Source organism: Streptomyces sp. NPDC004647 (assembly GCF_040609575.1).
In the GTDB taxonomy this organism is placed as follows: Bacteria; Actinomycetota; Actinomycetes; order Streptomycetales; family Streptomycetaceae; genus Streptomyces.
Window position 1 is genome coordinate 1 of the sequence record NZ_JBEXKU010000067.1, and the last position, 12,049, is coordinate 12,049.

Annotated in this window: 11 protein-coding genes and 1 pseudogene; 5 read left to right on the forward strand and 7 right to left on the reverse strand. The window is 68.3% G+C overall.

Annotation, left to right across the window (positions count from 1 at the left end; all coding sequences use genetic code 11):
- Window positions 1–94 (forward strand): annotated as a pseudogene (locus ABZW18_RS25645) (transposase); the annotation flags it as partial.
- A gap of 809 nt (window positions 95–903) precedes the next feature.
- Here ABZW18_RS25645 and ABZW18_RS25650 read toward each other — a convergent pair.
- On the reverse strand, window positions 904–1,509 hold the full coding sequence (locus ABZW18_RS25650) for a hypothetical protein (RefSeq protein ID WP_356191490.1): 606 nt from the start codon (window positions 1,507–1,509) through the stop codon (window positions 904–906).
- A gap of 416 nt (window positions 1,510–1,925) precedes the next feature.
- Here ABZW18_RS25650 and ABZW18_RS25655 point away from each other — a divergent pair, with 416 nt between their 5' ends.
- A complete protein-coding gene (locus ABZW18_RS25655; RefSeq protein WP_356191492.1) occupies window positions 1,926–2,630 on the forward strand; it encodes a hypothetical protein in 705 nt (234 codons plus the stop codon).
- A gap of 29 nt (window positions 2,631–2,659) precedes the next feature.
- On the opposite strand, the gene ABZW18_RS25660 is transcribed toward ABZW18_RS25655, so the two are convergent.
- The gene (locus tag ABZW18_RS25660; RefSeq protein ID WP_356191494.1) at window positions 2,660–3,349 is read right to left on the reverse strand and encodes a permease prefix domain 1-containing protein; all 690 of its coding nucleotides are present in this window, start codon (window positions 3,347–3,349) and stop codon (window positions 2,660–2,662) included.
- The gene (locus tag ABZW18_RS25665; protein WP_356191496.1) at window positions 3,346–3,687 is read right to left on the reverse strand and encodes a helix-turn-helix transcriptional regulator; all 342 of its coding nucleotides are present in this window, start codon (window positions 3,685–3,687) and stop codon (window positions 3,346–3,348) included. Before ABZW18_RS25665 ends, ABZW18_RS25660 begins: the two co-directional genes overlap by 4 nt.
- A gap of 84 nt (window positions 3,688–3,771) precedes the next feature.
- On the opposite strand from ABZW18_RS25665, the gene ABZW18_RS25670 reads away from it, so the two are divergent.
- Genes ABZW18_RS25670 through ABZW18_RS25680 form a run of 3 tightly spaced genes read left to right on the forward strand, consistent with a single transcriptional unit; the run spans window position 3,772 to window position 5,206 of the window.
- Window positions 3,772–4,245 carry a hypothetical protein gene (locus ABZW18_RS25670; RefSeq protein ID WP_356191498.1) on the forward strand — a complete coding sequence of 158 codons (474 nt, stop codon included), beginning with the start codon at window positions 3,772–3,774 and terminating at the stop codon, window positions 4,243–4,245.
- Window positions 4,246–4,250: 5 nt separating this feature from the next.
- A complete protein-coding gene (locus ABZW18_RS25675; RefSeq protein ID WP_356191501.1) occupies window positions 4,251–4,544 on the forward strand; it encodes a hypothetical protein in 294 nt (97 codons plus the stop codon).
- Window positions 4,544–5,206: an HD domain-containing protein gene (locus ABZW18_RS25680; RefSeq protein WP_356191503.1), complete on the forward strand. Its 663-nt coding sequence runs from the start codon at window positions 4,544–4,546 to the stop codon at window positions 5,204–5,206. Before ABZW18_RS25675 ends, ABZW18_RS25680 begins: the two co-directional genes overlap by 1 nt.
- Here the strand turns inward: ABZW18_RS25680 and ABZW18_RS25685 are convergent.
- From ABZW18_RS25685 to ABZW18_RS25700, 4 genes are all read right to left on the reverse strand, one after another.
- A complete protein-coding gene (locus tag ABZW18_RS25685; protein WP_356191505.1) occupies window positions 5,100–7,706 on the reverse strand; it encodes a preprotein translocase subunit SecA in 2,607 nt (868 codons plus the stop codon). The genes ABZW18_RS25680 and ABZW18_RS25685 overlap by 107 nt on opposite strands.
- 769 nt (window positions 7,707–8,475) lie before the next feature.
- Window positions 8,476–9,510, reverse strand: a complete 1,035-nt coding sequence (locus ABZW18_RS25690) for a hypothetical protein (RefSeq protein ID WP_356191508.1) — start codon at window positions 9,508–9,510, stop codon at window positions 8,476–8,478.
- 133 nt (window positions 9,511–9,643) lie between these two features.
- Window positions 9,644–10,417 carry an ATP-binding protein gene (locus ABZW18_RS25695; protein WP_356191511.1) on the reverse strand — a complete coding sequence of 258 codons (774 nt, stop codon included), beginning with the start codon at window positions 10,415–10,417 and terminating at the stop codon, window positions 9,644–9,646.
- Window positions 10,414–12,009, reverse strand: a complete 1,596-nt coding sequence (locus ABZW18_RS25700) for a Mu transposase C-terminal domain-containing protein (RefSeq protein ID WP_356191514.1) — start codon at window positions 12,007–12,009, stop codon at window positions 10,414–10,416. The genes ABZW18_RS25695 and ABZW18_RS25700 overlap by 4 nt, the downstream gene beginning before the upstream one ends.
- Between the last annotated feature and the right edge of the window lie 40 nt (window positions 12,010–12,049).

The window sequence follows — 12,049 nt, forward strand, 5'->3', positions numbered from 1 at the left end:
CTGGCCTCGCACGATTGTCCAGACCTGCGTGGTTCACCTCCTGCGCAACAGCTTCCGTTACGCGGCCCGCCAGGACTGGGACAAGGTCGCCAAAGTGATGGTCTGCGGGGAAGTGTCAGTTGGGCATCGTCATCTGAGTGTCAGTGGCGCAGGCTTAGTGACCTGGTGGTTGGCACTGACGGACGGTGCTCACCTGTTGCTGACATGAGTGACGAAAGGCCATGTCATTCTTACGCCGACCGCTATAGCGGGCGCGGAGTTTGCACTGGTCAGAGACGTGAGTTCCATGCTGTTGAGGTGGGTTCCGTCCGGTCGGTGTCGTGTAACGCCGTGTGTCCAGCACAGTTAGCCCTGGCAGCCAGCGACTGGTACATGGACAGCAGCAGCGACAGCGCGTGATGGCCATTGTGTGTCCAGGCTGGCTGGTGCCGCAGGCCGCGCAGAGGGAACTGACGGATGGGAGCGACCTGGCTTCGCCCTGCGGGCGTTCACTTACGACCGCTTCCAGATCTCCCGGCACCTGTATGTCGCCGCCCTCGACCGCGCCACCTTCTCCGTCGTAGAAGGCCTGTGCTTCTCCTACGTCGAGACCCACCGCATCCGCACCACCAGAGGCTTGAAGGAACTGTGCGACCAGGTCGACCGACCCCGTGACGGCGGCGCCGGCCTCGAAGACCTGGGTATCTCCCTCATGCAGCTCGCCCTCGCCGACGAAACCGTCGACTACGCCGACACCCTCCAGCCCCCCTTGCTATCCGCTGGAGCCGACGAGCCGAGGCCCTGCACCGTCCCGCCCAAACCCCTGCCACCCTCAAAGATCGAAACCCGGAGCGGTCAGCGCGAGTGCTACCCGCCAATCCGAGGCTGGCGAGGCGCTGACGGTGGAGCCAGGCGCGGTGCCGTTCAGGCCGGGGCAGGCGCGGCCTTCTCGTTGATTTCGACAGCGTCGGAAGCTTGGGTGTTGGCGTCGTTCTCGAGCGCCGGTGTGGGGTGGGAGTAGAAGACGTTGCGTCCTTGCTTGCTGCGGTGTGCCAGGCCTTTGGCGACGAGGGAGTTTTCCAGGGTGTTGCGCACGACAGTCTCGGGCGCGGCGTGGTGAGGATGCTCCTGCTTCAGCAGCTGTGTCAGCTCCGCCACCGTGCGCGGCTGCTCGCTGAGCTGCTCGAGGAGGAGGTCGGCGCGGGTGGGGCTCTTGCGCCGCGCTGTGCCTCCAACCTGTTTGGCCACACGCGGCTTCTTTGTGCTTCCTGCCTTCTTGGCCGCGGCCTTCTTCGGCCGGGGCTTGGCGGCGTCTGCTTTCGCGGGTCGTGCGGCGGGCACGGTTGCCGGCTTGGTCGCCTCGGTGTCGGCTTCCGGAAGCTGTGACGTGTCAGCTTCGTTGCTGGGTCCTGTTTCGAGGTGTTGCTGGAGGTCTTCCAGCTTCGTTTTGAGCTGCTGTAGGTCGTCGATCTGTTTCGCGATGCTCTTCAGCTTGGTAGCTACGTGCTCAGCGAGTTCCGCGTCTGACATTGCCCAGCCTGCTCTCTGTCCCCTGATCGTTCTGTGGTTGGCCGGATGCTACTCGTCTTCTCCGCAAGTCACCCCATGCCCTTCCATCCGTCAGTGAGCAGCTGGCACCCGTGTTCCACGGTCAGCCGAGCTCTTCCGGTACCTGGTTGTCGGTCCGCGTCACGGTTTGTGCCCACTGAGTGTGGGGCTTGAATGCGTCGTGCTGGAGACGTTGATGGGGATCGTTGAAATCCCCCACCCCCTGCTCAGGTTCGGGACAGACCTGCTCCCCTCGGTTCCCCACCTCCGTCGTTCGGACGTGCGACGAGGAGCCGCAGCGGACGGCGTCGCCCCTCCCGCACGCCCGCCGATCAGTCTGGATTCCGCACCCCCTACGCTCGCCCGTCAACAGGCCGATGCAGATGGAGAGGGAGCGCATGGCGGGGGACAGGGACATACGCGGGCTCGCGGCAGGAGGCGACCGAGCTGCCCAGCCGGCTGAGAACGCCCCGCCCCCACGCCGTAAGGGCCCCATTCACTGGTTTCTGTGGTTTCTGTTCAACAGCGCGTGCGTTGCGGCTTTGGTGGCCCTGATGTGGTTCGGGCCGGTGGTGCCACTGCCGGCCCTGCTGCGCGGCCCGGCCTTCGTCACCTCCGCGCTGCTGATACCCCTGGCGCTCATCCTGGTGCCGGCCCTCTTGCTCCGCCACGTCCCTCACAAGAAGACGCCGAAATTGGGCGTCGGGGCGCTCACCGTTGCCCTCGTTGCCGCAGTCGTGCTGGCGATCATCACCCGAGAGGCCGGCGACGAGGGGGGACTGGAGAAGCGGGGCCGGTGGACCGAGGCCGTTGTGGTCGAGGTCGATAACGGCAAGACCGACGAGTGCACGCTCCGCACCCGCGACGGCCGGGAGATCTCACCTCAGATGACGGACGGCTGCGACCCGAAATTGGTTGAGCCAGGCGACAAACTGCGCGTGCTGTACGACCCCAAGGGCGCAGCCGATCCGTTGGAGGACGAGGACACGGAAGTGGACCTGGACCCCGGCTCGTACCGAGGGACAATCGGCGGCCTGGCAGGGCTGACCGTCGCGACAGGCACGTGGGGCTGCGTACGGCTGAATCGGCGGGACAACGAGTAGGACGGGAACACCCCCTAGCTAGTGCCGCATCAGGCAACGTTCGCCCTTTGCGTGGTGGGCAGGCGGGCGCAGTGACGGCAGGCACGGGCGGAAGCTGCTACTGCGGCGTGCGAGGCGGCGGCGAGCGTGCCGGCGAACGTGAGCAGTGGCCAGTTCGTGGCCAGGGCGGAGGCGGTGGCGAGCGCGAGCGTTGTGACCGCCATGGCGGCGCTGGCGGTGGTACCGGCCCAGGCGACCACGAGCGGCAGCCGATGCGGCGTGGGCAGCCAGCGGGCGAGGGCTCCGGTAGCGGCCAGCGTCGCTGCGGCGAGCAGCGCGGCGACGGTCGCAACACCGGCCAGATGAACGGCCAGCAGCTGAGCCGTGCGCGGCAGCAGCCCGGCCTGATCGTGGTTGCCGGACCAGGCCAGGTACCAGCAGGCGATCAGGAAGGGGGCTGTGAGGGCGACGGCGCGGGCGGTGTGCCGGGCCTGGGCGATGGTCAGTTCCCGTTGGCAGCTCGGCACGAGCTCGTCGATGGTCCCGAACTCCCGCACTGCTTGGTGGGCGGCGTGTTGGTAGGGCATTCCTTCGCTGGTGTGGGCCGCAGCCGTGTCCGCGAGGCCGTCGCGTATCTCCTCGATCATCCGGGACTTGGCCCGGGCCGGTCCGTGCAGGGCGGCTGTCAGGGCCGCCACGTACTCCTCGATGAGGTCGGTTTGCCGGCCGGTGGCGTTCACGTGGCCAGCCCGGGCGGTGTGGCGGGGTTCAGGACCGAGCCGATCGCTGTGGTGAACTCGCTCCACGCCGTCCGCTCACTGGCCAGGGTGCGCCGTCCCGCATCGGTGAGCTCGTAGCACCGACGACGCCGTTCGCCGGCAGATTGCCAACTGCTGCTCAGCAGTCCGAGCCGCTCCAGCCGGTTCAAAGCCGGGTAGATCGTGCCCGTGCGCAGCTCGAGTACGCCCCCGCTGCGGCGTTGGACCGCGGCGATGATCGCGTAGCCGTGCAGCGGCCCCGGCTCAAGCACGGCCAGCAACAGTCCATCCAGGTGCCCTCGCACCGCATCCGCTCTCATAGGTAGGCAGCCTACCCAAGACTGCTATAGGCAGGGTATGTATTGGTAGCCAATATATTGCGCTCTGCCTTGGAGGCACCCGCAGTGACCAAGCTGCTGTTGTCCGTACACGTCCTCGCCGCGATCCTGGCGATCGGGTCGATCACCGTGGCCGCCTCGATGTTCCCGCGCTATGCGCTGCGGGCATCCAGCGGCGAGGAGCAGGACGGCCGATCCGCCGGGATCGCCCCACTTTTGCACCGAATCTGCCGCGGCTACGCTGTCGCCGGTCTCGCCGTCCCGGTGTTCGGGATAGCCACCGGCGCCCAACTCGGCGTCCTCACCGACGCCTGGGTGATCGCATCGCTCGCACTGACCGCGATCGCCGCAGCCCTCCTCGCATTGGCCATCCTGCCCAGCCAGCAGCGCCTGCTCGCCCTGACCCAGGACGTGCCCACCCAGGAATCAGCGCGTCCCACGGCGACCCGCCTGACGATGCTCACCGGCATCTTCAACGTCCTCTGGACGATCGTCGTCGTCCTGATGATCGTCCGCCCCGGCTCCACCACGGGTGCGTGATTCCGGTGCGCACACTGCGGATCGCGGCCGGCGCCGAAGCCGCATCTCTCGCGATCCTGCTGGGCAACCTGCTCAGCACACACACGCAAGCGATCACCGCGCTCCTCGGCCCGTTGCACGGCACCGCCTACCTCGTCGTCATCGCAGCCACTTGGATGATCCCGCCGGCCACCTCGCCCGGGGCCCGATGGCGCGCCCTCATCCCGGGCATCGGCGGACTGCTCGCCCTGCGGCCGATCCAAAACCGTGCCCGAGCAAGCCAACCCCCTACTCACCAGGCCCCAGGAAGGCTGACCTGATGGACAACGCATACCGGGAACTTCCCTTTCCTCGTACCGACATGGCGCTGAAGGCGGTGCGCTACGTGAAAGGCATCGAAGCCCTTGCGATCTTCAACCACAGCATGCGCAGCTATCTCTACGGGCGCTTCCTCGGCGAGCAGCAAGGTCTGCAACCCGACCGTGACTATGACGACGAACTGCTGTTTCTGGGTTGCCTTCTGCACGACGCCGGGCTCAGCCCCGAGGGCAACGGCGATCAGCGCTTCGATCTCGACGGCGCCGATCTGGCCGCCCGCTTCCTCACCGACCAGGGGCTGTCACCCGAAAAGGTCGACATCGTATGGGATGCGGTCGCCCTGCACCTGCACTACGAGATCGCTATCCGCAAGCGCCCAGAAATCGCCCTGGTGACGGCCGGTGCCGGATACGACCTCGGACCGCAAGGGCCACACACACCCCCGGCCAGCTACGTCCACCACATCCATGCCGCACTGCCTCGCCTGCACGCCGCACCCGTGCTCTACGACACGATCGTCGGTCAAGCACTCGACAAACCGCACAAGGCCCCACCGTTCAGCATGCCGGGGGAGCTGGTCCGCCAAAAGACCCAGGAAACCTGGCCCACGTGGGAACAACTGATGACCCAACCCCCCTCTTGGAACGACTACGACGGCTACTGACGTTCGGCAGCCCTGGCACGTGGGGCCACCGCTTTCGTTTCTGCCTCTGTTTCGGAGTGTCTTTCGTGCCGCGTGGTGGCCGCTTGGCGTTCGGGTGGATCGAGCGTTGAAGGTGTGATGCGGGCCGCAACGACTGCAAGGTGGCGGTCAGCGCGGCGTCGAGCGGCCCGATGTGTCCGTCGTAGAGGGCCCCGACGAAATCGCGAGTCGGTTCGTCGTAGAGGAAGACGACGCCTCGCGGCAGGCCGAGCTGATGCTTCTTGGCTCGCAGGTAGCCACGGAGGTTCTTCTTGGCCTCATCGGGGTCCTGTCCAGCTGGGCGTGTCGCCCACACGAACAACCATCCTTCGGCCGGATCGACGCTGGCCGTGACGGGCACCGTCATGCTGCGGCCCTGGCCGTTTGGGAGCGGGTTGTTGAGGAGGATGTCACCGTGGCGCGCGAACTTGTGCTGGGCGGGCGTTGCCAGGGATAGCAGCGTCGCGCCGATGCTGAGCCATCCGGTGACGTTCCATGACTGCAGTTGGTCGAGGAGAGGTGCGAGTGGCGAGGGCACCATCGCCGGCTTGGGTGCGGATCCGGAACCTGTGTCATCACGTCCCTTGGTGTGAAACCACTTGTCGAGCACGTCGGTTCGGCTGGTCAGGAAGGTCGGCTCCTGTGCCCTGTAGCGGCGCAGCTCGGCCGTGGTCGGCTCAGGGAGGAACGGGAACGCGGCACACACCTGTGCCGGGTCGGGTTCGACCCGAAGGCCCGCCTCGAAGAAGTACAGGAACAGGTCCAGTTCGTCCGGTGCGTGGAACATGACGGTGACATCAGGGTTGCGGCGCCGGCGCAGGTAGAGGAGAAACTCGGCCGGGCGTGCGACGAGTTCGGTGATCAGCTCGAGGTCGTGCAGGGACACCGTCCAGGGGATGTTGTCGGGGGTGAGCAGGCCGGCCCGCACTAGCTCTGCGGTGGCGGTCAGGACGGTCGAGAGGTCGTCGAGGCTGACGGCGATGGTGTGGATCTCACGGATGTGGCTGAGGTCGACCCAGCCTTCGTCTTCGATACGTAGGCCACCGTCCCGCTCGATTGCATCCCGCATGCGGCCGGACTGCTCGGCTGCTTTCGTGATGATGCCGGTCAGATCAGTACGGATCCGTGTCGTCTTCCCTCCGCGGGACAGGGCGCTCAACGCGACGGCCTTGTCCTCCACGATTAGGGCGACGTCGTCGAGGACGATGAGGTGGTCGCCCTCGACGCGCTTGGTGTACTTCGCCGGATCAGCAGTCTTGGCTTCCTTGTCATTCGCGGGCACGTAGTACTCGAACGCGTCCCGGAAGTGAGCCCCGGGGAGTACGCGGTCGAGCGCGTCGCGCGTGCGGGACTCGAGAAGGTCTCCGCGGTGCTTCGCGTACTGGCTCCATAGGGGCGACGTCTTCAGATGCTCTTCGAGGTTCTCCCGGACGGCGAACACGCTCAACGCCGGGTGCGGCAGCATGAAGCGCCCGTTGTCGGCGACGATGAGCGGCCGGCTACGCATCGGGTTCCTGCCGGTGGTGAACGCATCGATGACGTCCGCAGGGTTGGCCGTCACGAGGTCGAGGCGGAACCGTTTGACAACGGCCCCCACACGTTCAACAGCAATGCCCGTGCGCGCGACGACGTCGTCGATCGCAACCGTGGCCTGGTCGCCGTCGGGCTCGAACATCGACATGACACTGGACCTGGCGAGTTCTGCCAGCCCGTCGTCTGCCCGGCCCGCCTCCACCGCGGCCATCGCCTCCAGCACTGCGTCCCCCATCGCTTTGAGGCGGTCATTCAGACCAGCCTCCTGCAGGTGGTGGCATGCGTCGAGGACAGCCAGGGCGTCGGTCGCGTCGAAGCCGAGTTCGGCGTTCAGCGCCGCGCGGACGCTCGGGTTGCCGTCGAGAAGCGGCAGGTTGGTCGTTGCGACCATCTCCGGGTAGGACGAGTTACGCATCCACACCTCGGCGCCACGAATGAGCATGGACACGAGGGCAAGCTTGTCGGTCGGGTCAACAGCGGCGAAGGACCGTATCTGTGCAAGGCGGAGGATCCCGTCGAGTTCGTCCTTCGCCTCGGAGGCGAAGTGGCTCATCTCCTGGTCCTCGACTGCGGGGGCACCAGCCGTCGCCGAATCTTGCCGGGCGGCGAGAGCGACCAGCGCCAGCAGTTCCAGGTACGCGGCGCCCGCCTCCGCAGTGACGGGCGTCTCGCCTTCGCGCGCCATCGGCAGGAACCGCTGACGAGCCACCTCGATGAGCCGGATCGCGTCGAACAGCCCCAGCTTCGCGACGAACTCGTCGACAGCCTTGTCGAATGCTGCGTCGACCGCCGCCGCAGGATCATCGCCAGCGAACGTGGCCATGAGCGCCGTCAACGCAGTCAAGGAGTCCACCATCACTTGCGCGTGCGGGTCGAACGCCGGCGACGCCGGACCGGAACGGCGCTGCCTCCTGTTGCGCGCTTCACGGCGCTTCGATCGGGAACCCATGAGCCAACCTCACCACATATCGGGACCGATCAGCGAACGGTCCGCTTCGATCAGCCGGTGCATCCACGCCCGCTCGCCTCGTGGGTTTGGCCGGCGGGAGCACTCCGGTCTGCTGGGGGGAGTGCCCGCACAGACGGGCAACGACGGCCATGTCTGCTGCGGGGCTCGCCGCGGTGGTGTGGGCGGCCAGGACCACCACGGCCAGGCGGTCTGCGGGTTTTGCCGTCGCCGCAACGATGAGCGGGGCGGGCTTGAGGGCCCAGTGGGTGGCACGCTGGCGGGCGCTGCGGCCCGGGGCCTGGTTCAGCGCCGCGTCATTCAGCAGCCGCACCTGCAAAGCGCTGCCCGGGGATCGGGCAGGTCGAGCCAGCCGTCCTGCACCAGCTCCTGCCACGCCTCGGTGCGCCGGTACAGGCGCATACCGCGCAGCAGGCCGGCCGGCAGTCGGGCGCAGCCAGTGTGTCGGCGCGCAGGGCGCATTGCAGGGCAAGCAGCCGGGCGGCGGGAGAGGTGACGCACCTGCGGGCCAAACGCACCCGTGAAGCGCTTGAGCACCAGCACGCTGCGCGAGCCCAGGCCCGTAGGACTGCCGCGGCGCGCAGAAAGGTGCCCGTGCCGAAGCGCACCTGAGCAGGCTGCCTGTGCTTCCGGGGCGAGAGAACAGGCGTCGCTGCTGAGTCCGGCCACACAGCGGACGAAGCATCCGAAACCACGTGCATCAACGCTGCCGTTTCCCTGCTGCGCAGGGCGGGCGGTCGCTACCCACAGCTCACGGGACAAGGGCGCCGGCGGGCAGGGACAGGTCGAGCCGGGGCAGACGTCCGGCGTGCGCGCGCAGATGGCGTGCTTCGGCGAGCATCGCGGGGGCGAACACGCTGTCCGCGGGCGGGTGGGCCGCCAGACGGTGGTGGGCGCGGGCGCCGGCCAGTAGCGGGCGTGCCCAGGCAGGGACGGCGTGCAAAGGGCAGTACCGATGGCCGACCCCGTGGAGCTTGATGGCGGAGACGTCGCCGGTGATGTCGAGGTCGCGGGTGAAGCGCAGGCTGCCCAGGCTGGCCCGGGTGAAGGCCAGCACGCTCAGCGCTCCGGCGATGAGCGGGTGCGCGAGAGCGGCCAGCGCGGCGGCTTCCTCGGACGCGATCTCGATGGCAGGGGCGGCCTGGACCAGCTGCGCCGTTGCCATTGCGCCGGTGCAAGGGTGTGCCCGCCGCCCGGGTTTCATCGACGCCGCTTCGGTCCCCCGCGGCTGCGGGGCGGGTGACTGCCTCGCAGCCACCGCCATCGCCGCCGGTCCCGTCATTGTCGGGAGAGCGGGAGGGAAGGACGGGCGCGCGGGTATCGGTCCCGGCTCGGTGAGGAGTGCCTCGAACTGGTCCCGGCCGCTGATACGGCGCTCCACGGGGGCCAGTGCCGGCGGCAGCCCGCGCGGCGGCTTCTGCCACAGCAGGGTCAGCTGAGCTCCCGTCAACTCCCGCCAGGCGAGCAGTTGGTCGATCCGCCGTAGGGTCAGCAGATGGGCCCGGGGGACCACAACGTGCCGCACCCCGGTCGCGACACCCCAGGCCGCCGCGGCGAGCCACGCCGCGTTCACCGAGTCCAGCCACGCATCGGGGGAGTTGGGCCCGGGGGCCAACCGCTTGCCCAGCGCATACAGCATGTCGTGCGCCAGCGCGGCCGGGCTGCCACTGGCTGGCGTCGGCTGCACGGTGATGCGGCCTTCCCCAGGGTGGTGTGCCCGCAGCGCCGCCCGTGTGTAGAACAGGTCGTCCCGCTCGTCCACCACGATCGTCACGTCGCTGTACACCAGTGCCACCACTCCTCCCGGCCCGCGCCGCGACACTGCCCCGGACCTGCCAGGTGCCAGGCCGGTCCGTACGGCGCGCAAGGTTGTTGGCGGCGGCCCGAGCTCGCCGGGCCGCCGCGCACCGCGGCCGCTGCTACATGCCGCCCAGCTTGCTGTACACCCAGTTGACGAGGTCCTGGCTGACCTCGGTCAGCCCCTTCTTCTGCATGCCGTTGAGCATGAGCTTGGTGATGGTGGCCCAGTTGCGGAAGTTGCCGTGTGCCGCGGCCCGGTCGATGTTGCGGATCATCTGCGGATCAACCCCGGCCCACAGGGAGTGGAACGCCGGCAGCGTGCCGACGACCTTGACCTCGGGAATGCGCTTGAACTTCTGCCAGATGAAGATCCGCGACGCCAGCATCGGTTCACGCTTGAGGACCTTGTAGCAGTTGTCGCCGCCGGCGAAGATCACCGCGATGTCGGTCTTGCGGTCGTCCCACAGGTGCCGCCAGTACTCGAACGAACTGCGGCCCATCCACTGGGCCTCATCGCACACCAGCACCCGGAACGTCTGCGACAGTGTCTCCTTCAGGAGCGTGTCGAATTCGATCGGCCGGGTCGGCGGTTCCCCGGGCAGCCCCAGGGCGTGGAACAGCCCGTGGCGGATGTCGCGGGGCGTCGGCCCCGAGCGCAGCTCCAGGCGGTAGGTGATGTCGGGGGCGACCTTGCGCAGCGCCGAGTTCACCGACATCGTCTTGCCGTATCCGGCCGCTCCGTAGGCGACCATCATGGCCTTGGCCTCGATCGTCGCCTGGACGTCGCCCAGTGTCGTCATGAGCGAGTCGGTGGCCACCAGATGCGCATCGAGGCGGTGGAAGTGGTCCTCGCCCTCTGCGGGCAGCCTGCCGTAATCCATGTCGCCGCTCACGCGTTCTCCTCAGGGGTGTCGTTTCCCGGCCCGTCCGCGGCCGGTGGGATCGGGCGTGCCCAGCCGTCCGGGACGGGCTGGTGCGGGATGTAGCCGGGATTGGCCCGCCGCAGGTCCGTGGCGGCCGATTCGGCAAGTTCTGCCTCGGCCTCCGCTTCGGTCAGCGCACCCAGACGCTCGGGCGGGGTGGCTGTGGTGACGGCCTTGAAGCGCTCGCGGCGCAGCCGTGCAGCGGCCTTCATATCCGCGCGAAGCCGCCGCGCCTTGGCGGTGCGGGCTTTGCGTACCTTGCGGACCTGTTCCTCGCTGGCCTCCTCGGCCAGAACGGCGCTGCCCAGGTACGCGCCGTCAAGGCCGAAGGCCTCGATGGTCGTGTCGTGGTGGGGCAGGTGGCGCACCGCGACGCGGACGCCGGCCTGGCCGACCATCCAGGGGGCGATGTAGTGGCGGTTGCGCCACCGCACTCCCTGCGTGGTGATGGTGCGGGTCCGTCCGTCGTCCTCGAGCCCGAAATGGGCCAACTGTTCGGCGGGTACGTCGTGCAGGGGAGTGGGGTCGCAGCGCCACGCCTCCATCGGGGTGAGGCCGCCCAACGCCCTGGGCTTGTGCTCGGTGTTCCACCAGTGCACCCACTTCAGCAGCAGTTCCACGAACGCCTCGAAAGTGAGCGCGGGCTCATCCGGATCCGCGGTGTGCCCGCCGGTGAGCCTTTGCTGGTGGACGTAGCGCGGCATGGAGACGAACAGCATCTCTTCGACCGCGTCGTTGAGCGCCTCGATGGTGCCCTTCAGATGCGGGCTGTAGGCCGGGAGATCGACGACCGGTACAGCGAAGGCGCCCAGAGCCGAGGTCACGGTGCCACACAGGAACTCCTTACCGCGGTCCACGCGGACCAGACCGGGCAGCCCACCGGCCGGGCCGAAGGGCTCGCCACGGTCCAGCGCCGTCCGCAGGGCCGCCAGAACCGCATCCCTGCTCGGCGCGTGGGGCGTCACTGCCAAACCCATGATGACCTTTCTGGCGCAGTCGATGAACCAGGTCAGCCAGGGCTGTACGAGTTCGTCCTCGACCCACACCCGCACGGGCACGCACTTGTGGTCGCCCTCCCACGCTTCGTTGCGGTGCCCGGGCGGGCGTTTGCCGAACACGTCGAAGGCCCGCCGGGCGGCCTCCCCCTGGGCGAGCCCGGCCCGTTCCCCGGGGGCCAGGTCCCGTCGCAGCGCCCGGTGCAACGTCGCAAGCGACGGGGGCTTGGGCAGTCGGGGATCGGCCAGGGCCCGCTGTTCCAGCTCACGGTGCACGGCAGAGGCGTTGCCTCCCCACAGCACCACCAGCCGCCGGAGCTCGGGGGTGACGGTGAACCGTGTCCGGGGCGCCGCGGCGACGTGGCCGGTGGTGCGCGCCTTGGCGACCCACCGCCACACCGCCCGCTCCGAGCGGCCCACAGCCGTGGCGACCAGCCGCACGTGCGCACTGGTCAGCTCGCCGTGCTGGTCCAGCGCCATCAATCGCGGTACTGCGGCCAGTCGTCCCGCGTGGGCGGTGAAGACCGGTTTGCCGGTGCCGTGCGTGCCGGCACAGGAGTCACTCATAAGGTCTGCTCCCTGCAGACGAGGGGACAAGGGGGGGTGG